General features: G+C 38.0%; 20 protein-coding genes and 5 pseudogenes. 23 read left to right on the top strand and 2 right to left on the bottom strand.

Annotated features, from left to right (window positions below):
- Positions 1-401 precede the first annotated feature (401 nt).
- From DWX96_RS11940 to DWX96_RS11855, 17 genes and pseudogenes are all read left to right on the top strand, one after another.
- Positions 402-758: pseudogene (locus DWX96_RS11940) on the top strand (ParA family protein); the annotation flags it as partial.
- A gap of 379 nt (positions 759-1,137) precedes the next feature.
- Positions 1,138-2,844, top strand: coding sequence for a methyl-accepting chemotaxis protein (locus DWX96_RS11935; protein WP_117699365.1), 1,707 nt, complete (start codon positions 1,138-1,140; stop codon positions 2,842-2,844).
- A 136-nt stretch (positions 2,845-2,980) separates the two neighbouring features.
- Positions 2,981-3,316 (top strand): cysteine hydrolase family protein, encoded by a 336-nt coding sequence (locus DWX96_RS11930; RefSeq protein ID WP_117842336.1) that lies wholly within the window; start codon positions 2,981-2,983, stop codon positions 3,314-3,316.
- Positions 3,317-3,353: 37 nt separating this feature from the next.
- Positions 3,354-4,088: a MerR family transcriptional regulator gene (locus tag DWX96_RS11925; protein ID WP_117699019.1), complete on the top strand. Its 735-nt coding sequence runs from the start codon at positions 3,354-3,356 to the stop codon at positions 4,086-4,088.
- A gap of 121 nt (positions 4,089-4,209) precedes the next feature.
- Entirely contained in the window at positions 4,210-4,494 is a 285-nt protein-coding gene (locus tag DWX96_RS11920; protein WP_117699020.1) for an ArsR/SmtB family transcription factor, read from the top strand.
- Positions 4,495-4,722: 228 nt separating this feature from the next.
- Entirely contained in the window at positions 4,723-4,962 is a 240-nt protein-coding gene (locus DWX96_RS14980; RefSeq protein ID WP_330416233.1) for a hypothetical protein, read from the top strand.
- Entirely contained in the window at positions 4,959-5,513 is a 555-nt protein-coding gene (locus tag DWX96_RS11910; protein WP_015526525.1) for a DUF5714 domain-containing protein, read from the top strand. Before DWX96_RS14980 ends, DWX96_RS11910 begins: the two co-directional genes overlap by 4 nt.
- Positions 5,506-5,910: an arsenate reductase ArsC gene (locus DWX96_RS11905; protein WP_117699022.1), complete on the top strand. Its 405-nt coding sequence runs from the start codon at positions 5,506-5,508 to the stop codon at positions 5,908-5,910. The genes DWX96_RS11910 and DWX96_RS11905 overlap by 8 nt, the downstream gene beginning before the upstream one ends.
- Positions 5,911-6,086: 176 nt before the next feature.
- Positions 6,087-6,851: an SdpI family protein gene (locus DWX96_RS11900; protein ID WP_242988791.1), complete on the top strand. Its 765-nt coding sequence runs from the start codon at positions 6,087-6,089 to the stop codon at positions 6,849-6,851.
- A 322-nt stretch (positions 6,852-7,173) separates the two neighbouring features.
- Positions 7,174-7,299, top strand: a pseudogene (locus DWX96_RS11890) (choloylglycine hydrolase); the annotation flags it as partial.
- 38 nt (positions 7,300-7,337) lie between these two features.
- Positions 7,338-8,018: a GTP pyrophosphokinase gene (locus tag DWX96_RS11885; RefSeq protein WP_118057500.1), complete on the top strand. Its 681-nt coding sequence runs from the start codon at positions 7,338-7,340 to the stop codon at positions 8,016-8,018.
- Positions 8,019-8,053: 35 nt separating this feature from the next.
- The gene (gene cls, locus DWX96_RS11880; protein ID WP_118057501.1) at positions 8,054-9,613 is read left to right on the top strand and encodes a cardiolipin synthase; all 1,560 of its coding nucleotides are present in this window, start codon (positions 8,054-8,056) and stop codon (positions 9,611-9,613) included.
- A gap of 196 nt (positions 9,614-9,809) precedes the next feature.
- Entirely contained in the window at positions 9,810-11,243 is a 1,434-nt protein-coding gene (locus DWX96_RS11875) for a phospholipase D family protein (RefSeq protein WP_118057502.1), read from the top strand.
- The gene (locus DWX96_RS11870; RefSeq protein ID WP_117699027.1) at positions 11,222-11,932 is read left to right on the top strand and encodes a response regulator transcription factor; all 711 of its coding nucleotides are present in this window, start codon (positions 11,222-11,224) and stop codon (positions 11,930-11,932) included. The genes DWX96_RS11875 and DWX96_RS11870 overlap by 22 nt, the downstream gene beginning before the upstream one ends.
- Complete coding sequence (locus DWX96_RS11865; RefSeq protein ID WP_118057503.1) at positions 11,932-12,975, top strand: HAMP domain-containing sensor histidine kinase; 1,044 nt, start codon at positions 11,932-11,934, stop codon at positions 12,973-12,975. The genes DWX96_RS11870 and DWX96_RS11865 overlap by 1 nt, the downstream gene beginning before the upstream one ends.
- A 31-nt stretch (positions 12,976-13,006) precedes the next feature.
- Positions 13,007-14,056, top strand: a complete 1,050-nt coding sequence (locus DWX96_RS11860) for an FUSC family protein (RefSeq protein WP_118057504.1) — start codon at positions 13,007-13,009, stop codon at positions 14,054-14,056.
- A pseudogene (locus tag DWX96_RS11855) lies at positions 14,041-14,124 on the top strand (CDP-alcohol phosphatidyltransferase family protein); the annotation flags it as partial. The gene DWX96_RS11860 and the pseudogene DWX96_RS11855, both read left to right, overlap by 16 nt.
- A gap of 207 nt (positions 14,125-14,331) precedes the next feature.
- Here the strand turns inward: DWX96_RS11855 and DWX96_RS11850 are convergent.
- Complete coding sequence (locus DWX96_RS11850) at positions 14,332-14,670, bottom strand: hypothetical protein (RefSeq protein WP_118057505.1); 339 nt, start codon at positions 14,668-14,670, stop codon at positions 14,332-14,334.
- A gap of 160 nt (positions 14,671-14,830) precedes the next feature.
- On the opposite strand from DWX96_RS11850, the pseudogene DWX96_RS14825 reads away from it, so the two are divergent.
- The 3 genes and pseudogenes from DWX96_RS14825 to ftsH form a co-directional block, all read left to right on the top strand.
- Positions 14,831-15,013 (top strand): annotated as a pseudogene (locus DWX96_RS14825) (hypothetical protein); the annotation flags it as partial.
- 21 nt (positions 15,014-15,034) lie between these two features.
- Positions 15,035-16,024, top strand: a complete 990-nt coding sequence (gene bsh, locus DWX96_RS11840) for a choloylglycine hydrolase (protein WP_008396540.1) — start codon at positions 15,035-15,037, stop codon at positions 16,022-16,024.
- A 50-nt stretch (positions 16,025-16,074) separates the two neighbouring features.
- Positions 16,075-17,889, top strand: coding sequence for an ATP-dependent zinc metalloprotease FtsH (gene ftsH / locus DWX96_RS11835; RefSeq protein WP_118057506.1), 1,815 nt, complete (start codon positions 16,075-16,077; stop codon positions 17,887-17,889).
- 144 nt (positions 17,890-18,033) lie between these two features.
- Here the strand turns inward: ftsH and DWX96_RS14820 are convergent.
- Positions 18,034-18,643 (bottom strand): annotated as a pseudogene (locus DWX96_RS14820) (ISL3 family transposase).
- A 243-nt stretch (positions 18,644-18,886) separates the two neighbouring features.
- Here DWX96_RS14820 and DWX96_RS11820 point away from each other — a divergent pair.
- The 3 genes from DWX96_RS11820 (at position 18,887) to DWX96_RS11810 (ending at position 23,074) form a co-directional block, all read left to right on the top strand.
- Complete coding sequence (locus DWX96_RS11820) at positions 18,887-20,287, top strand: methyl-accepting chemotaxis protein (RefSeq protein ID WP_242988790.1); 1,401 nt, start codon at positions 18,887-18,889, stop codon at positions 20,285-20,287.
- A gap of 365 nt (positions 20,288-20,652) precedes the next feature.
- Positions 20,653-20,865, top strand: a complete 213-nt coding sequence (locus DWX96_RS11815) for a DUF6199 family natural product biosynthesis protein (protein ID WP_015517695.1) — start codon at positions 20,653-20,655, stop codon at positions 20,863-20,865.
- 490 nt (positions 20,866-21,355) lie between these two features.
- On the top strand, positions 21,356-23,074 hold the full coding sequence (locus DWX96_RS11810) for a glycoside hydrolase family 13 protein (RefSeq protein WP_118057509.1): 1,719 nt from the start codon (positions 21,356-21,358) through the stop codon (positions 23,072-23,074).
- Positions 23,075-23,085 lie beyond the last annotated feature (11 nt).

The following is a 23,085-nucleotide window of genomic DNA, read 5'->3' as shown; positions in this document are numbered from 1 at the left end:
CTTATGTTGACCAAGAAAAACATAGATTTTCTGTAGTGACTTGAACTCCTAAGCGCTAGTTGTGGGTTCAATTCCCGCCGGGAACATCGATTTTTTGCAACAATGATCGTAAAAATTCATTGTTGCATTTTTATTTTATGGTGCTTGCGAGCACCGAAAAAAAATAAAAATGAGTAATTGGAGCACCGAAAAGACAAAACGGGCACCGAGAACTAAATCTATCCAAGCACCCAATGGAGATAACTAAAGTGTAGGATAAGATTTAGGTTGTCAATGAATGTAAAAATGGTTTTCTTGTTTGAAGAGAACAGGCCTGACGAAGCATCGCTCAGATTAGATTAAAAATTCTAGTCTGGGCGATTTTTTTCGTTCAGGGAAAAGGAGGAAGTGTCATTGACAGAACACTGATGATGAACATTGTGAATGATGAAAAACTGAATATAGAAAAGACAATCTTACACCATAAAGAAGGCGTAGACCTTATCCCAGCCAACATTGAATTATCAGCAATAGAGGTGTCTTTGGTAAATGCCATGAGCAGGGAACTGATTCTGAGATCTATGGTAGACAGGCTGAGAGAATTTTATGATTTCATCATTATTGATTGTATGCCTTCGCTTGGAATGATGACAATTAATGCATTGGCATGTGCAGATTCTGTATTGATACCGGTGCAGGCAGCATACCTTCCGGTCAAAGGTTTACAGCAGCTGATCAAGACAATAGGAAGAGTAGAGCTTCTGCATCATCCGGAACTTCGGGGAAGTATAAATATAGAAGAACGATATTGTGTGGAGTAAGAAATCTATGCAGTATCGTTTTTTTCGTTTCTTGTGAAAAAATTTGTAGTTATTTGTAAGAATTTGTCGAGAAGTGCCATGTATATAATGTAGGGAGGTTTTAACATGACTAAAGACGAAGAAATCAGAATGATAAATGAAAAACTGGATTTTTATGTAATGGGAGGTCGGAGTACATGAAAGAACTGTTACATGAACTGCAAAGTCAAGTTTCAGTCTTGCAAAATCTCTGGAAACCCATCTCGTACAGTTGAATAATGAAAGGGGATGTGCTACTATTGTATAAAGATGTCAATCACGGCAGCTTATTTAACGGATAAACTAGGGGGAGCTTTATATGGCCACACAAAAGCAACAAGGTATTAAAAAGCAACTGACGAAAGGATTTGTGAAAGTAGCAATAATCGGTGCGATTGCGGCAGTTATTGGAATCGTAGTACTACTGATCGCAGCGATACAGTATGAAAAGGCATTGAGCCGATACGGATTTACACAGGGAGATATCGGTAAAGCGGTCGCGGCATTTTCGGAGAGCCGGAGCGCATTACGTGCAGTAGTAGGCTATGATGACAAAGCAGTGATAGACAAGCAGATCGAACTGCATGACCAGAAAAAGGAAGCGTTTGAGGCTTACATAGATGAATTGAACCGCTCAATCAAATTCACCGAAGGCAGGGATGCCTATAATAAAATATTGCAGGAACTGGACGGGTACTGGGAATTGGATGCACAGGTATTGGAACTGGCTACTTCCGATGACGAGGACGGATATCTGAAGGCGCAGGATCTGGATATCGGAGAGCTGACCGCACAGTACGAACGGATATACGCGGAGTTTGTAGACTTGATGAATCTGTGCGTCGAAAAAGGAGATCAGGCGGAGGTAGATCTGCGTCATATGGAGCGTTTTATGCTGATCGCGATTCTGGTTATCGTAGTGACCTCTTTCTGGAGTTCTGTGGTATTAGGCAAGAAAATGGCAGGAAATATCGAAGAACCGATGATAGCGCTGGCAGATCGACTTCAGACTTTTGCACAGGGAGATCTGAATAGTGCATTCCCGGACAGAAACACGGAAGATGAGATATCCTATATGATACAGGTCGCAAAAGGCATGGCTGCTGACCTGAATCTGATCATTACGGATGCAGGAGAATTATTGGGACAGATGGCGGAGGGTAATTATGCCATCGGTACTAAGATCGAAGAGAAATATGTAGGACAGTTTGTGGCACTGAAAGATGCCATGCGTAAGATGAACCGACAGATGAACAGTACCTTACAGCAGGTAGAAGAGGCCGCTAAGCAGGTATCTGCCGGATCGGAGAATCTTGCACAATCTGCCCAGGCGTTGGCAGAAGGAGCAACAGAGCAGGCAGGATCTGTGGAAGAACTGACGGCAACCATTACGAATATCACAGATGCCGTGTCACGTACAGCCGGCGAACTGCAGAGGACGACGGAAAAGGCTGAGAATTATGCACAGCAGGCGGATGCAGGGCATACGCAGATGAGGTCATTGATGGAGGAAATGGAGCGAATCAATGAAACATCTAAAAAGATACAGAATATTATTGCTGACATTGAAGATATTGCGAGTCAGACGAACCTGTTGTCTCTGAATGCGGCAATTGAGGCGGCCAGAGCAGGAGAAGCCGGACGGGGATTTGCAGTGGTGGCAGAACAGATCCGTAAACTGGCCGAACAGAGTGCACAGTCGGCAGTAGATACCAGAAGCCTGATCGAGGGATCGCTGCAGGAGATCGAGAATGGCAACCAGGCAGTGGAGGTAGCAGCGGAATCTCTGGAGCAGATCGTTACGGGAGTCAAGGAGATTGCGACAGATGCAAAACGATTGAGTGAAGAGTCTGCTGCGCAGGCACAGGCGATGCAACAGGCAGAACTTGGTGTGAATCAGATATCGGAAGTAGTGCAGTCGAACTCTGCGGGAGCAGAGGAATCGTCTGCTACCAGTGAGGAATTATCCGCACAGGCATATACATTAAACGATCTGGTAGGAAAGTTTACACTACGTCGGGATTAATTGCTAATTAAAAAATGAAATAAATACCGGTCTTAATAATCCGTAAATAGTGGAGAATTAAGATCGGTATTTTTTATAACATAAAACTTTCATTATAACTGAAATTTTCATTTCCGTATTATCTATTAGAATTGTAATGGTAGATATAGGAGGTTATATAAAAAATGTAATGAAGAAGAATCTGATAAATAAGTTTGCACCATTTCATGCATATGAAGGAACAGAAGATATTGATTTTGCTAAAGAATTGCATATAGTATCTGATAATATATTCATAAAATATAAAGGTAATGCATTTACTAATTCTGGACTTGATATATTGCTGAAAAAACACAATATTGAATATGTTGAAGTTGTGGGTGTAGATGGTGGGGCTTGCGTTGCACTGACAGCATTAGGTGCTATAAAAAATGGATATAAAGTAATCGTGAATGAAGCTGCAATCGGAACTATTGACTCCTACGCAACGTAATAGTTTACGATATGTTTATCGAGAGGAGGAAATGACAATGATGACAGTGAATGAGGTAAGTAAATTAACAGGAGTGAGTATACGCACTCTGCAGTATTATGATACCATTGGTCTCTTAAAACCTATTGAATATACAGAGTCAGGTTATAGGTTGTATGACGATACATCCTTGGAAAGGCTGCAACAAATTTTACTGTTTAAAGAATTGGAATTTCCGCTTAAGGAGATTAAAAAGATAATTGATGCCCCTAACTTTGACAGGAATAAAGCATTAGAGCAGCAGATTGAATTGCTTACTATGAAAAAAGAGCATCTTGAAAATCTTATTAGTTTCGCTCGAGGAATAAAAGGAATAGGAGTGAAATATATGGATTTTAAAGTATTTGATACAACAAAGATTGATGAGTATTCTAAACGAGCAAAAGAACAATGGGGACAAACCTCTGAGTATAAGGAGTTTGAAGAGAAAACAAAGAACTGGACGAAAGACGATGAAGCTACTGTTGCAAATGAGTTTATGCAATTATTTGTTGAATTCGGACAAATGAAAGAAATGGACCCAGAAGATGAACAGGTGCAGTTGCAGGTAAGGAAACTTCAGGATTACATTACAGATCATTTTTATACATGTTCTGATAAGATTTTATGCGGTCTTGGAAGAATGTATGCCGGTGGAGGAGAACTTACGGAAAATATTGATGATGTTGGAGGAGTTGGCACAGCAGAGTTTGCAAGTAATGCTATTGATATATTTTATATGAGTAGAAGGTAACTTCCTGTTTTTAAAGCTGTACATGAAAATGTATGGCTTTATTTTATAAAAACACATTGATAATTATCTATGTATATGTTAATCTAGACATATAGATAAATATCAATGCGAGGTAAATGAAATGGAACTAACAAATGTTGCATTAATCTGCAAGGCACTTGGAGATTCAAACAGATTAGAAATAGTGCAAATGTTGTCAGATGGCGAAAAATGTGGATGCAGGCTCTTGGAAAAATTTGAAATTACACAGCCAACCCTGTCTCATCATATGAAGATACTGGTGGAATGTGGATTGGTGAATGATCGCAAAGAAGGTAAATGGCATCATTACTCTTTGAATTGTGATACTTTATTAGAATTCAAGAATTTTATTGGCAGTTTGACATGTGGGTTATTCTATGCATGATCATCGATGTATCCATAGGACATTTTTTCCCGATGATACCCAATATATTAAATGAGTTTGAATATGCAGGGATATCTATTCCTATGGCTGTATTAATCTGGATTATGATTTATCCAATGATGATTACTATTGACATTAGTGCTGATATTTATGTTTCAGTCGGAAGTTATTCTGAAAAATCCTATACACATAATACTGATTGCAATACCTTTGATAATTCAGACATTTTTGATCTTTGGAATCGCATACGTAGCGTGTTATCTGTTAAAACTGCCACACAATATTGCAACACCTGCAGGAATGATAGGAGCATCTGATTTCTTTGAACTTGCGGTGGCAGTGGCGATTGCATTGTTTGGAACAACAAGTGAGGCTGCACTTGCTACTACTGTGGGTGTCTTAACAGAAGTTCCGGTAATGCTTATGCTTGTAAGAATTGCAAATAAGACGAAAGGAAGGTTTCTATGACAGTAAGAGAAAAAGCAGAACTGATTGTAAAAGATATAAAGAAAGAACAGGGAACAAATCCGGTTGTTATTTTTAAGCAGATTGCAGAGAAGGAATATATCAGCATTCATGGACCGGAACACCATATATTAGATGGTGCAAGTTTGCTAGTAGCCTACAAAAACGCAGGTGGAGAGATAGACTTAGAACAGGCATTGGACAGGCTGATGTCAGAAGGACTTCGGATGCCGGGAGCAATGTGCGGTTTATGGGGAATATGCGGAGCAATTACATCCATTGGCGCTGCACTTGCAATCATCGACGGAACAGGTCCGCTTTCAACAGATGGAACATGGGGAAATCATATGCAGTTTACCTCGAAAGCAATCGGAGAATTAGGAGCCATAAACGGACCAAGGTGCTGCAAGAGAGATGCAATGATAGCATTTAAGAATGGTATTGATTATGTGAATGCTCATTATGGAGTAACATTGCAATACGAACAAATGCAATGTGGATTCACAGATTTTAATGAGCAGTGTATAAAGGAGAGGTGTCCATTTCATGAGTAATGTAAAAGTGGCATTTATTTGTGTCCATAATTCCTGCCGAAGTCAGATTGCTGAGGCTTTTGGAAGACATCTGGCATCAGATGTGTTTCAAAGTTATTCGGCGGGTACAGAAACAAAACCACAGATTAACCAAGATGCTGTCCGTATTATGAAGGAATTATATAATATAGATATGGAAGCAGATGGACAGTTCAGTAAGCTGGTTAGTGATATTCCAAATCCGGATATTGCAATATCAATGGGGTGTAATGTGGGATGTCCATTTATAGGAAGACCGTTTGATGATAACTGGGGACTTGAAGATCCAACAGGAAAAAGTGATGAGGAATTTAAGATAGTCATTGAAAAAATCAGAAAAGATATTTTGAAATTAAAAAATGGATTGGATAAGAGGTAGACAGCATCAGATTCAAGTTTGCAGAACTAATAGAGAAGTAACATATAAAACAATAAATATGGTCAAAAAATCATCGACATCCAACCTACAGCACGTTATAATATAGCTAATCTAATAAGAAAATTATAACATTACTCTATAATGGTATTGCAAGACTGGTCAATATGGGAGCAGATATGGAAAATCTGTTTATGGCAGTAATTTACTATAGAACTGGACTGCTGTTTATGGTTATTGGAAATTATTTGCCAAAAGTGAAACAGAATAATACCATAGGAATAAGAGTTGTATGGTCTTTAATGGATGAAGAAAACTGGAATGCAACACATAGATTCAGCGGCAAATTATGGATGGCATCAGGTATTTTATGTATGATTTGTGGACTTTTTGGGGAAAGCATGGCTGCACTGGTTGTGTATATTATAAGTATTATGGCAGCTGCAATCATTAGCATTCTCTACTCCTACCTTTTTTATAAGAAAAAGCTGGCAACCGGAGAAGGCTTAAAAATTCAGTATAATAAAAAAAAAAGTGTGATATATCTGATCATCGCAATTTCCGTTATTGTGTTTACTATATGGACTTTGTTTTGGGGAAGCATTCAGATTCGTTGTAATGATCGTGATTTTAACATTGAAGCAAAAGGATGGAATGATTATACAGGGGAGTATTCGCAAATTGACAGCATTTCTTATGAAGAAAATGTATTGCAGAACGATAAAGATTACAGAACTAATGGTTTTGGAAACCTGAAGTATGCTATGGGAAACTTCAAAAACGATATCTTCGGAGATTATATCCGCTACACTCATGCCTCCTGCCATTCATATGTTGTCGTGAACATAGATGGAAAAATATTAGTTGTAAATGGGGAAAATGACGCAGAGACAAGGGAAATCTATCAGAGAATAAGTGAGAAGGTGTCAAAGGAAAGAAAATAGTTGTCGGAAACGCTGAGAAGAAATTATTCTCATCGTATCTTATCTCCTTATCGTTCAATCAATTATTTGCTACAAAAATCAGAAGCATTTCAATCAGTTCACCATGTCACTTTTATTTTGTGTTATACTGTTTTATATAATTTTTTTGGTCTCCGCTGCCGCTTCGGTCGGCACAGAGCAGAGGTCCACCGGACCTCTTGTGCCCTTGTATTTTCCCTTATCAGAGTTCGTAAACACTGGTGGGACGATATAACACAAGGGAAACAATAAGGGAAAGCTCACCTGCGACAAATCCAGTGTTTTCAATGGTTTGCGGAGAATTTATTATAATACTTATGAAAACCATCAGATCAGTGCAGTAGATATGCATGTAGAAAATCTGGATAGTGATAAAATGATTTGTTATCCAGTAATTCAAGGAGAAAGAATCAACTATCAAAATAAATAATGTTTTGAAATCAGGGATGAGGTAGAAAGGAAAGTTCCATGACAAAAGATGAAGTAAAAAAACTTAGGATGGACAGTCCGGAATCACTACAGTTTTTAAATAATGCTACAAAATTTTATAATTTAATGATGATGTATCGTTGTGCTATTCGGGAGATACAAACTAAACTTGAGGTTTTGGATGATGAATTTTCAGTTGAGAACAATCGAAATCCTATTTCTTTTATAAAAACAAGAATTAAGAAGCCCAATAGTATTTACGATAAACTGCAGAAGATGGGATATGAATTTACAACAGAAAATATACAGACATATCTCAATGATGTAGCAGGCGTTCGAATAGTTTGTGCGTTTATTGACGATATTTATATGATATCAGATTTGATTACCCAACAGGATGATATTAAAGTTATTGAAATAAAAGATTATATAAAAAATCCAAAATCGAATGGTTATCGAAGCTATCATATGATTGTTGAAATACCAGTATTTTTTGCTAAGGGTAAAACACCTATGCGTGTAGAATTACAGATTCGAACCAATGGTATGGATTTCTGGGCAACATTGGAACATCAACTTCGCTATAAAAAAGGAATTGAAGAAATGCCTGGCTATGATGAGATAAGTGAAGAATTACTTCATTCTGCAAGAGCTATCATTGAAGCAGATAATGAAATGCAGAGAATAAAAGACAAAATTGGTATGTTTCACGAAATTTAGGGAGAAAACTGAGCAAGTAGGAAGGTGGAATATATATGAAACAAGATACTTTAGAAGGCAAAGCAAAAACAAAAAATGGGGTAAAACGGCTGTGTTTTTCCATAATCTGCATTCTTCTGGAAGTGATTTTTATTATTACTATCGTAACACGCTTGAATGAATATGCAGAAATCATAAATTTATTTACAAGGATTTTGAGTGGGATCTTGGTTTTGGGATTGTACGCATCAAATAAGACATCCTCTATGAAAATGCCTTGGGTCATCTTAATTCTAATTTTCCCAATTATGGGTGTAGGCCTGTATTTGTTGATTGGTTTGAATGGTGGCACACATAAAATGCGTGAGCGATATGCAGAAATTGATAGCAAATTGTTACCAATGCTTCCGGACAGTCAGGAGTGTTTGAGCAGAATAAAAGAAACAATTCCGAAAGCAGGAAATATAGCAAGTTACATACAAAGAAATTCGCAGTATCCAATCTATCAGAATACGGATATTGTGTATTTTGATGAAGCAGTGAAAGGATTAGAGGCACAGCTTAAGGATTTGGAGAAAGCACAGAAGTTTATCTTTATGGAATATCATGCGATAGAAGACGCTGAAGCATGGCATAAGATTCAAGATGTTCTGGAAGAGCGAGTAAAAGCAGGTGTGGAAGTTAGAGTATTCTACGATGATATGGGTTCTATAGGCTTTATTAACACAGATTTTGTGAAAAAGATGGAGGCAATAGGAATTCATTGCCGTGTATTCAATCCGTTTATGCCAGGTTTAAATCTGTTTTTGAACAATCGTGATCATAGAAAAATAACAGTTATTGATGGAAAAGTCGGATTTACAGGTGGATATAATCTAGCAAACGAATATTTTAATTACACACACCCGTATGGACAGTGGAAAGATACAGGTATTCGTTTAGAAGGAGATGCTGTTCAGTCGCTTACGGTGACATTTTTGGAAATGTGGAATGCAGTAAGTGATAAGGATGCTAATGATTCTGATTTTAGGAAATACCTTTTCCAATATGATTATGCGGCACAGCAAACTGGGTTTGTTCAACCTTATGCAGACAGCCCTATGGATAATGAGCAAGTAGGAGAAGAAGTTTATATCAGTATGATAAATAAAGCTGAAAAATATTGTTGGTTTATGACTCCATATCTAATCATAACAGATGAAATGACGCATGCGTTATGCTTGGCTGCTAAGCGAGGGGTAGACGTAAGAATTATCACACCTGGTATCCCTGATAAAAAATTCATTTATAATATAACTCGTTCTTTTTATCATGGATTAGTTAAACATGGTGTTCGTGTTTATGAGTGGACTCCTGGTTTCTGTCATGCAAAAATGAGTGTGGCAGATGACTGTATGGCAACTTGTGGAACAATTAATCTGGATTATCGAAGTTTATATCACCATTTTGAAAACGGCTGTTTTATGGTAGATTGTCAGGCAGTTGTGGAAATAAAAAATGATCTGATAAGAACGATGGGAGAATGTCGTGATGTGACAGACCAATATCAAACCGGACGAAGTGCATATTTGCGACTGGGACAATTATTTATGAGATTATTTGCTGGATTGCTATAAGAATCTGATGAAACGACCTTTCAAAAAACAGTTGATTTAGAAGTTAACTGTTTTTGAAAGGTCGTTTTTGTTATATCTAACAGTCTGTTGTACAAAGAAGATTTTGCATGGATGAAAAAAACAAACCTTGTTGAGGTTAAATTGAGATTGACTTTGTATTGTATAAGTATGAAAAAAAGGAATCAGGTGATGTACAATGAAAAAGCATAAAATATGTAAAATCCTTCTTGTTATACTGACAATTTTTTTATGTGTGGCTTTTTATGAATTGCTCGGAATCTGCGTTGCATATAAAAAGCAGCCGGAAGTGTCCAATACAACCAAAAAAGAAACAAAAAATGGGTCATGGAACGAATGCAGTGAAAATACAGAACGGGCAGTAATCATAGAAAAGAATCCAGAAGCGCTTTTACAAAGAGTGCGTTTGATCAAGAATGCAAAAAAGGAAATTATTCTTTCTACTTTTGCATTTCAATCCGATGAAAGTGGAAAATTGATTTTAGGAGCACTGCATGATGCGGCAGACAGAGGTGTACATATTCGTCTGTTAGTAGATGGAATGGAGAGCTGGATTGATATGGAAGGAAATCCGTATTTCTATGGATTATCTTCCCATGAGAATGTTGAAATTAAACTATATAATAAGGCCAATCCGTTGAAACCGTGGAAAATGATGGGTAGAATGCATGATAAATATTTGATTGCAGATGGAAAGAGATATATTCTTGGGGGAAGAAATACATACAATTATTTCCTGGGTGATTTTCCGGGACATAAGAACTATGACAGAGACGTGTTAGTGGTTTGCGATGAACCTGAGAAAGAAAATTCAGTTAACCAGTTGTCAGAGTATTTTGAAACCATATGGAATCAGGAAGACAGTGGTTATTTTCATAACAATAAAAAACTGGCAAATAGAAAATCTGTAAAGAACGCAGTTTTAGAGCTGCAGAACGGCTATCAGAAATATTTTGAAGAGAATAAGGAAAGAATCTGCGATACCGATTACACGGACGAAACTTTTGAGACAGAAAAGATTGCATTAGTGTCAAATCCTATCCACACAGGTCCCAAAGAACCAGTAGTGTGGTATCAGTTGGGAGAACTAATGAAAAATGCAAAAGAGCGCGTGAAAATTCATACACCATATATTATCTGCAATGATATGATGTATAATACATGGAAAGAGATTGCGGAGAGAGTTCCGGAATTTTCTATCATGACCAATTCGGTTGCCAACAATGGAAATCCGTTTGGTTCTGCTGATTATGCGAGAAACAGAAACAGAATTTTAAATACAGGAATTGATATCTGGGAGTATGAAGGCGGCTATTCATACCACGGAAAAAGTATTCTGATTGACGATGATCTGTCTGTAATCGGTTCCTTTAATATGGACATGAGAAGTACATATCTGGATACGGAACTGATGCTTGTAATACGCAGTAAAGATATTAATAAACAGTTGGAAGAGGGCATGATGGAATATGAAAAAGTGTCCCGTCAGATATTAGAAGGCGGAACTTATAATGATCCATATCATGTAGAGCCAATCGAATTAACAAAGAAACGTCAGAGAAAAATATTTTTAGTACAGCATCTGCTTGGATGGGCAAGGTATCTGTTTTAATAAGGAGGAAGGAAAACGTGTTTCAAATATTGATTGTAGAAGATGATAAAGAATTAAGCCAGCTATTCCAAAAAGTGCTTGAGAAGAATGGATATCAAGTCAAAAGTGCATCGGATGGAGCACAGGCATTAGAAATATTGGATAAGGAATATATTGATCTGATCATTTCTGATATTATGATGCCGGTTATGGATGGTTATGAACTGGTGTCAGAACTTCGTTCAGCAGGATATCAGATACCGGTACTTATGATCACTGCGAAAGGTTCCTTTGATGATATGCGCCAGGGATTTCTTTCGGGAAGTGACGATTATATGGTAAAACCGGTAAATGTGAATGAAATGGTTTTAAGAGTCGGAGCACTGCTTCGCCGTGCACAGATACTGAATGAACACAAAATTGTGATCGGTTCAACAGAGTTTGATTATGATGCAATGACGGTTACAACTGATAAGGAAAGTCTTGTTTTGCCTAAAAAAGAATTCCTGCTTTTATATAAGCTTGCAGCTTCGCCAGGCAGAACATTTACAAAACAACAGTTGATGGATGAAGTATGGGGATACGAGACGGAGGCAGACCCACATACGATAGAGGTACATATAGGAAGAATCAGAGAGCGTTTTAAAGATAACCCTGATTTTGAAATCGTAACAATGCGTGGAATTGGATACAAGGTGGTGAAAAAATAATGAAACAAAAGAAAGAAAAAGGATTGCGGATCCGATCCTGTCTGACTGGTGCAATCTGGCTGGCACTTGTATTTTCAACAGTCATATCTGCTTTATTATTTGCTTTTTTGAATCATTTTTTTAATCTGCCGGACAGCATACCTGTGCTTGGCTGGCTTTTGATTTTCAATACATTGATTGCAGGGCTGATCACTTCTTTTATCAATGCAAAGTTACTGGAACCAATTACCAGACTTAGTAAAGCAATGAAGGAAGTTTCTCGGGGAGATTTTGAACAGCATTTGGAAACGAACAGCCGTATAGCAGAAGTTGGAGAATCTTATCAAAGTTTTAACGTTATGACAAAAGAACTTCGTGCAACAGAGGTGCTGCAGATGGATTTTGTATCTAATGTTTCTCATGAGTTTAAGACCCCGATTAATGCCATTGAAGGATATACAATGCTGCTTCAGGGAGAAGAACTGTCTCCGGATCAAGAGGAATATGTAGAAAAAATCTTATTTAACACCCAAAGACTTTCCGGATTGGTTGGTAATATTTTGCTGTTATCCAAGTTAGAGAATCAGAATATACCAATGAAAAAAACAGAATATCGTCTGGATGAACAGATCCGCCAGGCATTTCTTTCATTGGAAACAAAATGGACAGAAAAAGAAATTGGTTTTCAGGTAGAATTGGAGGAAGTTAAATATACTGGGAATGAAGGACTTTTTATGCATATCTGGATAAATCTTTTGGATAATGCGATTAAGTTCAGCCCTTCAAAGGGGACAATTACGATGTTTCTGAAACAAGAACAGGATTCTGTTAAGTTCATTCTGGAAGATGAAGGACCGGGAATAGAGGATGATGTAAAATCCAGAATATTTGACAAGTTCTATCAGGTAGATGGATCTCATAAAGCAGAAGGAAATGGCCTAGGTCTTGCACTTGTAAAACGGATTGTAGATAGTGCCGGAGGAACAATCAAAGCAGAAAACCGTGAATATGGTGGATGCAGATTTGTTGTAGAGCTTCCAATACAGAAAGATGAGGCCATATAAGTTTAAGAAAAACAGATAGAGGAGGAATTACATGACATTTTATCAGGAATTGCAGTTAAATCAGGCAGGTTCTAAAAACCTGTTGAAAAAGAGTGAAACACGAAAAGAAAAATTATATCATATGTGGGTATATCTGGTGAAGATAGCTGTTACAATGGCATTTTGTTTTTTATTTGTTACTATTTTCAGTATCTTATTTGGAAATGAGAATAGCATTGTAGGTGTAGTAGTCTTATTATGCCTTATGGTATTTCGGAATGCGGATCTGGGGATCCACACCGGACAATCTACGATGCTTTTGGCTTTGTTCTTTGTAATTATGACTGTATGTCCGCATTTAGCAAATCAGTTTTCACCGGTATTGGGAATGCTGTTAAATATTGCGGCACTGGCTGTGTTGATTCTGTTCGGATGCCATAATCCATTCATGTTTAATCAATCTACATTGGTTCTTGGGTATCTGCTGCTATATGGTTATGATGTTACGGGAAAAAGCTATCAGATGCGATTAGTCGGAATGGCTTTAGGTGCAGCACTTACCTGCTTCGTATTTTATCGAAATCATAAAAACAGAACTTATAAAAGAAATCTGAAAGATCTGATACAAGAATTTGATATCACTTCTTCCAGAACAAAATGGCAGATATGTCAGATTTTATGCGTACCGATTGTCCTTTGTATTGCAGAACTTTGTAATATGCCACGTGCAATGTGGGCTGGTATTGCGGCTATGTCAGCAATTTTGCCGTTTGTGGAAGACATGCAATACAGAGTCCGTAAAAGGATTGTCGGAAATATTGTAGGTGTTATATGCTTCACCGTATTATATTTTCTGCTTCCATCATCCATCTATGCTTATATAGGAATTCTTGGTGGAATTGGTGTAGGATTTTCAGCGCAATACGGCTGGCAGGCTGTATTTAATACCTTTGGCGCTCTCGCAATTGCTGCGGAAAGTTATGGATTAAAAGGAGCGGTTAGTCTTAGAGTGATTCAAAATGTTTTTGGTGTTGTGTTTGCTTTAGCATTTTGTGTTATATTTTATTGGTTTATGTCTAAAAAAAAGGAAAGTGCGCTATAATGATGGTCATATTGGTCGCTCTGTATATTATCCAGAATACCAGGACTCTTAAGGGAGAGACTGTATAAGCAATTTTATATTGCAATGACTAGAAAAATATTTAGGAGAAGATAGATATAAACAGTAAGTCAAACACACAAACTATGGAGTCTTTAGTCGGTTTAATAAAATTTTAGATAGAAAATAAATCATTCAATGTCATTTAGATAAGGTTTTTTATGACAAAAAGACAGATTGCTTATCTGCCTTATAATGCAGTATAATGGTAACGAGATTTATGCAACCCGATACATGAAATCCTTATTTCTCTTTGGACGGAGGTGGATAGGATATTTTCGATTGTACCTGACAGGTGTCAGATACTTTTGTATGAGAAGCATGGTCTCTGTTTCGTTACCACCATGTTTGAGATATGCCCTGCATATGTTTACTGCATTTGAAACGGATTTACTCTGCATCTGGAGCATAAACTGAATATACTCGCGGAAAGAAAGTTTGCGGTTCCTGGTAAAATCACTTTCCGGATTATGGCAGAACATGGAGTGAATTTCATCAAGTTCTGTGATGCAGTTGTCGAGTGTGGATTTTAAATTAGATAAGAAAAAATCAGCCATAATGAGCCTCCTTGAAATATGTTTATAATCAAGGCTTACGCAACATATATTGGCTTACTTGTCAACTGTTTTTTGTAATATTTTTAAAGTTTTTAGGCATAAAAACAGTGGCTTTCTATGACAGAAAACCACTGAAATGATGCTTAACTGAATGGCATTGCTTTATCACCACTTTGAAAATGGTTGTTTTATGGCGGATAGTCAGACAGTTTTGGATATAAGAGATGATCTTGGAGCAACAATGAATGAATGCAGGGAAGTGACCGAAAAATACCGCACAGGACGGAGTGCATATTTACGGATCGGACAGTTGTTTATGAGATTGTTTGCAGGACTATTATAGCAGAAAGAAGAGGTGTTCGATATGTGTACAGCAGCAACTTACAAAACAAAAGATTTTTATATGGGCAGAACGCTTGATTATGAATTTTCCTATGGGGAACAGATTACGATAACGCCAAGAAATTACGAATTTGATTTCCGGTTTGCCGGGAAGATAAAAAGCCATTATGCTTTGATCGGAATGGCATTTGTTGCAGAAGGTTATCCGCTTTATTATGATGCTGTTAATGAAAAAGGCCTTGGAATGGCAGGTCTTAATTTTGTCGGCAATGCGGCATATGAAGAGGCTTTGCCGGAAGATGAAACAGAAGTCAGCCAGGTGGCACAGTTCGAGTTCATCCCATGGATCCTTACACAGTGTGCTACTGTAGCAGAGGCGAGAGAGAAGCTGGCAGCAATGAGACTGACAGGTACAGCATTCAGTGAACAGCTGCCGACAGCACAGCTTCACTGGATCATTGCAGACAAAGACTCCTGTATCGTTGTTGAGTCTATGAAGGATGGGCTGCATGTATATGATAATCCGGTAGGAGTGCTTACCAATAATCCACCATTCCCGAGTCAGATGTTTGCACTTAATAATTATGCCGGAGTATCCAGAAAACAGCCGGAGAGTACTTTTGCAGGAGTATTACAGCTTGATGCATATAGCAGAGGAATGGGTGGAATGGGAATACCTGGAGATCTTTCCAGCCAGTCAAGATTTGTGAAAGTTGCCTTTACAAAATTAAATTCGATCTCCGGTGAAGAAGAGGATGAGAGTGTAAGCCAGTTCTTCCATATCTTAGGATCCGTAGATCAGCAGCGTGGATGCTGTGAGGTGACAGAAGGCAAATATGAGATCACGATATACACGTCCTGTTGTAATACAGCAAAAGGTATTTATTATTATACGACTTATGATAATCATCAGATCACAGCGGTTGACATGCATGCGGAAAATCTGGATTCAGATCAGCTGATCTGTTATCCGCTTCTGTCCAAGGGCGAAGTCAGATGGCAGAATAAATAATACGAAAATGCACGGAGAAAGCATAACGCAGAACAACAGGAGGAAAGACCATGAAAGAAGTTAAAACACCGAAAAAACCACTGGCATATTATTATGGGATTGTGTTAATAGTGCTGATCGTATTTAATCTGGTTGTCACACCAATCCTTATGGAGCATCAGGTGAAGGAAACGGATTATGGCACTTTTATGAGCATGATCGAGAAGAAGAATATTGGTGAAGTAGAAGTTAAGGACAATCAGATCATCTTTACAGATAAAGATCAAAAAAATATTTATAAAACAGGTCTGATGAACGATCCAAACCTGACGGACAGGCTATATGAATGTGGAGCAGTATTCGCAAAAGATATCGATAAGCAGATGTCACCGATCATCAGCTTCCTGCTGACCGGGGTTTTGCCATTGATCCTTTTTATCGCACTGGGAAATTATATGGCGAAGAAACTGATGGAGCATGCCGGAGGAAAAAATTCGATGGCTTTTGGAATGGGAAAAAGCAATGCGAAGATTTATGTGCAATCCAGTGAGGGAATCCGTTTTTCAGATGTTGCAGGAGAAGATGAGGCGAAAGAAAACCTTTCAGAGATTGTTGATTATCTTCACAATCCGAAGAAGTATACCGATGTAGGTGCGTCTATGCCAAAAGGTGTTCTTCTTGTAGGACCTCCGGGAACCGGCAAAACAATGCTTGCAAAAGCAGTGGCGGGTGAATCAAATGTACCATTTTTCTCAATGTCCGGATCAGAATTCGTTGAGATGTTTGTCGGTATGGGAGCTTCCAAAGTTCGAGATCTTTTCGGACAGGCAAAGGAAAAGGCACCATGTATCGTGTTTATTGATGAAATTGATGCCATTGGTAAAAAGCGTGACGGACAAATGGGCGGAAATGATGAGAGGGAGCAGACCTTAAACCAGCTTCTTACAGAGATGGACGGATTTGAAGGAAATAATGGTGTCATCATTCTTGCTGCAACGAACCGTCCGGAGTCGTTAGATCCGGCACTTACACGTCCGGGACGTTTTGACAGGCGTGTGCCGGTTGAACTGCCGGATCTTGCAGGCCGTGAAGCAATTTTAAAGGTTCATGCAAAGAAGATAAAAGCATCTGATGATGTTGACCTGCATACGATTGCACGTATGGCATCCGGTGCATCCGGTGCGGAGCTTGCCAATATTATAAATGAAGCAGCATTACGTGCTGTCCGTAGTGGAAGGACCGTTGTAAATGAATCTGATCTCGAAGAAAGTATAGAAGTGGTTATTGCAGGATATCAGAAGAAGAATGCGGTTCTTTCAGATCAGGAGAAGAAGGTTGTTGCATATCATGAGATAGGACACGCTCTGGTAGCTGCATTGCAGAGTCATTCAGCACCGGTCCAGAAGATTACGATCATCCCGCGTACCTCAGGTGCACTCGGCTACACTATGCAGGTTGAGCAGGGTGATAAATATCTGATGACGAAAAAAGAACTTGAGAATAAGATTGCTACATTTACAGGCGGACGTGCGGCAGAGGAGATCGTATTTGGTGAGATCACGACCGGAGCCTCCAATGATATCGAACAGGCAACAAAAATTGCAAGAGCGATGATCACCCGCTACGGCATGACAGATGAATTCGACATGGTGGCAATGGAAACCGTGACCAACCAGTATCTTGGCGACGATACGTCTCTTTCCTGTTCTGCAGATACCCAGAAGGAAATTGATGAAAAAGTCGTGCAGCTCGTAAAAGCAGAGCATGAAAAAGCAAGAAAAATCCTTGCTGAAAACAGGGAAAAACTGGACGAACTGGCTATGTACCTGTATGAGAAGGAAACAATTACAGGTGACGAATTTATGAATATTTTAGATAGAAAATAATGTAGTTAATTAGATAACCAATTCCACCCAAATATGATGAACAATTTTGGAATGAATTGTATTCATTTTTACAGAAACATTCTAACGAAGAGTATATTCTCATAGGAGATTTTAATACTATCAATAATAGAAACATGGAAGAGTTTAGAAAGATATTATATAATGCATATGATATTTGGTATCAAAAAGGAAACAGAGAACCTTTATCATGTATGCAGAGCCTTTTATCTCATCTGCTTTAGCTTTAGCTGCTTTCACAATAGCAAGTTCAGGATCATCCTTTTTAGGACGACCCTTGCCACATGGATTATCTTTTTTGACCTGCTTATATTCGCTGTAGGCATCATGCCAGATATTTTTTCTGACTTCATCGAGAACTGTCATAGCCCACTCGACTACGTGAAAGGAATCAACACAACGGGCGCAGTCAGGAGTGTATTCATTTACACACTCTGTGATCCATTTGGCACCATCACCTGTAACAACCTTGATGCTGGATAGCTGCTCTGGAGTAAGCTGTTTATAAAACTCCATGGCCTTCCGATGCCCATACCACTGTGTTGGTATCGTGATTAACAATTACTGTAATGTACTTGTGCCCCTTTTTGTAACTGGTTTCGTCAATGCCGATATTAACCAGACCATCAAGTCTTCTTGAGCGCTCCGGTTCTAAATCATGAAGAGCACGATTGACACAGCGGCCTACAGTTTCCCAGCCCCCTCCAAGTGGTTGGTCTGCTGGAATGTTTGTCATAAACAGGACATGACTTGTGACAGAAAGGGCAGTCATTCTCATGCCATTTATTAGGTCTGGCTTTGATACGGATGTGTTTCACGCCATCCTCATCAGAGTAAAGATTAAAATTTTCTATCAAGAGAATAAAGCATTGACAAAATTTTGTGGGGTGGGGTAGAATGATGCTAGAAAATTCCAAAACATAACGCATTGGTGCCTTTCGCAGAAAGAAGAAAAATAAACATGAAAAAGAGAAAGAACTTGGGAAAAAAGTTAGTAACAATGTTAGTGTCTGTAGGCTTTTTTGCAGTTTTGATTACAGTCTTGAATTTAATGGCATTACAAGCTATTCGAGGAAAGAATAATGTGCTTATAGAACAGTTTGAACAATATGAAGAAGCAGTGGAAAATAATGATACCGCGGTTTTTGAAACAGCAAAAGGAGAAGTGGCAGAAGCCATCAGACATATCAACTACAGAATAAATGGAAGCATCATTTTTGATCTTGCACTTGTGGTAGCTGATATTATTGTAATCGTACTTCTTTCGATTGTTATTAATAAGTCCATTGTTCGTCCAGCAAAAAGAGCAAAGAATGATTTGGATGATATCATTTTAGGTATAGAATCAGGACAGGGTAATCTTACGTTAAGAGTATTTGATGAAACCAGTGATGAAATTGGTCAGCTTGCAAATGGTGTCAACCATTTTATTGAAACATTACAAAATCTTATGGTAAAGATTCAGAGTGTATCAAAAGATATGAAAAAATCTTCCTATCTTGTACAAAATGAGGCGGAATCTTCAAATATGAGTGCATCCAATGTGAGTGCAACATCGGAAGAACTTGCAGCATCCATGGAAGAGGTATCTGCTTCTCTATATGATTTAGCCCAAGGATGTAATAATCTGCTAAAGAAAATGGAAGGCATGAATGAGGATGCTAAGAACTCTGCAATGAAGATGCATGAAGTGAAGCTTACTGCAGAAAATAGCTATAAAGAAGCGATTGCATCAAAAGAAAAAACAGTAGAAACATTTGATGGCATTCAAAAGGATGTCGCGGAGGCAGTAGAAGCATCTAAGTCTGTAAATGAAATTGCAAAACTTACAGAAAATATCTTAAATATCGCAGCACAGACAAATCTTCTAGCACTTAATGCATCGATTGAAGCAGCAAGAGCAGGGGAAGCAGGCAGGGGCTTTGCCGTTGTTGCAGATGAAATCAGACAGCTTGCAGATAGTTCACGTGAGACAGCAAACAATATTCAGGAAATCAGTGGAAAAGTTATTGAGGCAGTAAACAATCTGTCTGGAAATGCAACGGAAATGATTCGTTTTGTAGATGAAAAGGTAGCACTTGATTATGACAACTTTGTAAAAATTATTGGAAATTATGATGCTGATTCTGATCAGGCAAGTAATACATTTAACGAGTTTGCAGTTAAGTCAAAAGATAGCTTAGGTACAATGAATGATATGAATGAAGGTATCAATAACATTTCTATAGCGATTGAAGAATCTGCAAAAGGTGTTACAAACGTAGCACAAGAGATATCACAACTTGTAACAGCAATTTCAGCAATTACAGTGCAGGCGGACGAAAATAAGAACCTTTCGGAAGATTTATCGGATGAAGTAGCAAAATTTGAAAAAGTTTAACTAACAGATTTTTATTATGAGAAGAACTGTATTAGGTAAATAACCCGCACTAACTAAAAATGAATGCTAGAATAAGCACAAAGGCATAGCCCCATTACGGGTTCTATGCCTTTGCGTTTTCCGGAAGATTGTCATTAACTGCATCAAATTCAAGATTCTGTTCCCGGCACCATTCGACAGCATTCGAGATTCATTGAAATGCTGAAATATTATCCATTGGCAATGCCAAAGATTTATGTCAGCTTGTTTTGAGACTGTAAATATTATTATGAAGAGCCGTATGCGGGAAAGCCGCACGTACGGTTCTGTGAGGGGCTTACATTGTGAGGTGTAAGTCTACTCGACTGCTAAAGGAGGTGGTAAATATGTGGTGGTCTATTGGTGGTGGAATTATAATCTTTGCGTTAGGTATGTTTATCTTCTTAAAGCCGGGCTTAATATGGAAATTAACAGAAGAATGGAAATCTTATCGTGCAGATGAACCATCTGAGTTTTACTTGAAAACCACAAAAATAGGTGGTATTCTATTTGCCCTATTTGGAATTATTATGATTATGCTTCCGGTTATTTTGGAGTAATAAATTCAAGTTTGCAGAACTAATAGAGAAGTAACATATAAAACAATAAATATGGTCAAAAAATTATCGACATCCGACCTACAGCACGTTATAATATAGCTAATCTAATAAGAAAACCAAGTGATCATTGTTACGAAGCTGAATCGTAATGGTGGCCAACCGAGTGAACTCGATGGAACGGAATGGTTACATCCTCCGGGTGCTCCGAGTACCGGACGAGCACTGAAAGGTGCTTTACAGAGATGAAAACAGGCCTGACGAAGCATCACTCAGATTAGATTAAAAATTCTAGTCTGGGTGATTTTTTTCGTTCAGGGAAAAGGAGAAAATGTCATTGACATAAAAGACGGATAACAGAGATTCGGATATTTTTGTCAATCGGTAAGCTGCAGAGGAAGTTATCTATAGACAAGCCAGGATTATCACGTTAAGATATAGAAAAAGTAAGTAATACGAAAGAAGAAAACAGAATATGTAAAGGAGAAAATGAATGGAATACTCTGCAATTATCCATGATATGGACAAAAGATTCTGCTATGCAATAGATAAGGATTTATTTGTGATACGCATCCAGGTAAAAAGAGATGATATAAAGGAAATAATTCTTCATTATGAAGATAAGTATATACCAATGGAATGGAAGGATACGCGAAAGACAATTCCAATGAAGAAGGTTGCGACCTCACAGTTTCAGGATTATTATGAAGCGCAGATACAGATGCATTTGATATGTCTCCGTTATTTTTTTGAATTTACGGACATGCAGGGGGAAAAAGTATATTACGGCAATTATGAGTTTAGTAAGGAATGTATTACAAACAGAGACAGAATGTTTGACTGCCCGCAGAATCTACGGGAGGAAGAAATGTTTGTGGTGCCAAAGTGGGCAGAAAATAAGGTCGTATATCAGATTTTTCCGTCCCGTTTTGCATCATCACAGCCGGTAGACAAGGAAGTATGGTATAAAGCACCAGTTACGTCTATGGATAATCTGCATGGTGATCTCAGAGGAATTATAGAACATCTGGATTATATCCATAGTCTTGGAATTGATGTTTTATATATGACACCAATCTTTAAATCAAATTCAAGCCATAAATACGATACCATTGATTATTATCAGATTGATCCCTCATTTGGAACAGCAGAGGATCTTAAAGAGCTGGTACAAAAAGCACATGAATATGGAATGAAAGTGGTTATGGATGCGGTGTTTAACCATACAGGAAAGGAATTTTTTGCATTCGAAGATATTTTAGAAAAAGGAAATAAGTCTAAATATCTGGACTGGTATTTTATTGATGAATTTCCACTTAAAAGTGAAAGGGGAGAGATTCCAAATTTCAAATGCTTTGGTTATTATGGTGGAATGCCAAAATTAAATCTGAAAAATCCTGAAGTTGAAAAATTTATTACAGATGTTGCATGCTATTGGATCAGGGAATGCGATATAGACGGATGGAGAATGGATGTAGGAGATGAAATCAGTCATTTTTTCTGGAAGAATTTTAGAAAGGCAGTTAAGGCAGTAAAGAAAGATATGCTGATAATTGGAGAAATCTGGCATTATGCAGGAGATTTTCTTGAAGGAGATGAATGGGATACGGTCATGAATTATCCGTTTTATCTGAATATGATAGATCTGCTTGCAGATGAAAAGATTACGGTCAGCCAGTTTATACAGAATCTTGGATATTTGAAAGGACGCTTAAATAAGAAATGTTATCCTCTTATGTGGAATCTGATAGACAGCCATGATACAGCAAGATTTTTACATTTATGTAAGAATAATAAGAAAAAGCAGCATTTGGCAGCAGCTTTTCAATTGTTATTGCCGGGAATGCCAATGATTTATTATGGAGATGAGTATGCGATGCCGGGAGCAAACGATCCGGATTGCAGACGTGGCATGTACTGGGATGAAGAATACCAGGATAAAGAGATGTTTGAATGGTATAAACAGCTGTTGCAGGTTCGAAAAAAATATAAATGTATCGTAGAAGGTGAATTGATTGAGGCAATCACAAGGGATGAGGAAGAAACCATTGTTCTGATTAGAAAAAATGGTGAGGAGACCATGGCATTGATTTTTAACTGCAGCAGCAGTGAGAAGAGATTTAATGAGTATGAGGGAAAATATAATTTGCTTGGAGAAGAACTGTTTGACGGAAAAGTTGAGGGACTTGATGCCGTAGTAATAGTGCTTTAAAATAGTTACAG

The sequence above is a fragment of the Roseburia sp. AF22-2LB genome, assembly GCF_003461125.1.
In the GTDB taxonomy this organism is placed as follows: Bacteria; Bacillota; Clostridia; order Lachnospirales; family Lachnospiraceae; genus Roseburia_C; species Roseburia_C amylophila.
Note: the sequence above shows the minus strand (reverse complement) of the source record. Positions and strands in the feature narration are given on the sequence as shown.

Coding starts and splice junctions, on each gene's coding strand:
- DWX96_RS11935 (WP_117699365.1), top strand. CDS start 1,138: ATGGCCACACAAAAGCAACAAGGTATTAAAAAGCAACTGACGAAAGGA.
- DWX96_RS11930 (WP_117842336.1), top strand. CDS start 2,981: ATGGTAGATATAGGAGGTTATATAAAAAATGTAATGAAGAAGAATCTG.
- DWX96_RS11925 (WP_117699019.1), top strand. CDS start 3,354: ATGATGACAGTGAATGAGGTAAGTAAATTAACAGGAGTGAGTATACGC.
- DWX96_RS11920 (WP_117699020.1), top strand. CDS start 4,210: ATGGAACTAACAAATGTTGCATTAATCTGCAAGGCACTTGGAGATTCA.
- DWX96_RS11910 (WP_015526525.1), top strand. CDS start 4,959: ATGACAGTAAGAGAAAAAGCAGAACTGATTGTAAAAGATATAAAGAAA.
- DWX96_RS11905 (WP_117699022.1), top strand. CDS start 5,506: ATGAGTAATGTAAAAGTGGCATTTATTTGTGTCCATAATTCCTGCCGA.
- DWX96_RS11900 (WP_242988791.1), top strand. CDS start 6,087: ATGGAAAATCTGTTTATGGCAGTAATTTACTATAGAACTGGACTGCTG.
- DWX96_RS11885 (WP_118057500.1), top strand. CDS start 7,338: ATGACAAAAGATGAAGTAAAAAAACTTAGGATGGACAGTCCGGAATCA.
- cls (WP_118057501.1), top strand. CDS start 8,054: ATGAAACAAGATACTTTAGAAGGCAAAGCAAAAACAAAAAATGGGGTA.
- DWX96_RS11875 (WP_118057502.1), top strand. CDS start 9,810: ATGAAAAAGCATAAAATATGTAAAATCCTTCTTGTTATACTGACAATT.
- DWX96_RS11870 (WP_117699027.1), top strand. CDS start 11,222: ATGGGCAAGGTATCTGTTTTAATAAGGAGGAAGGAAAACGTGTTTCAA.
- DWX96_RS11865 (WP_118057503.1), top strand. CDS start 11,932: ATGAAACAAAAGAAAGAAAAAGGATTGCGGATCCGATCCTGTCTGACT.
- DWX96_RS11860 (WP_118057504.1), top strand. CDS start 13,007: ATGACATTTTATCAGGAATTGCAGTTAAATCAGGCAGGTTCTAAAAAC.
- DWX96_RS11850 (WP_118057505.1), bottom strand. CDS start 14,670: ATGGCTGATTTTTTCTTATCTAATTTAAAATCCACACTCGACAACTGC.
- bsh (WP_008396540.1), top strand. CDS start 15,035: ATGTGTACAGCAGCAACTTACAAAACAAAAGATTTTTATATGGGCAGA.
- ftsH (WP_118057506.1), top strand. CDS start 16,075: ATGAAAGAAGTTAAAACACCGAAAAAACCACTGGCATATTATTATGGG.
- DWX96_RS11815 (WP_015517695.1), top strand. CDS start 20,653: ATGTGGTGGTCTATTGGTGGTGGAATTATAATCTTTGCGTTAGGTATG.
- DWX96_RS11810 (WP_118057509.1), top strand. CDS start 21,356: ATGGAATACTCTGCAATTATCCATGATATGGACAAAAGATTCTGCTAT.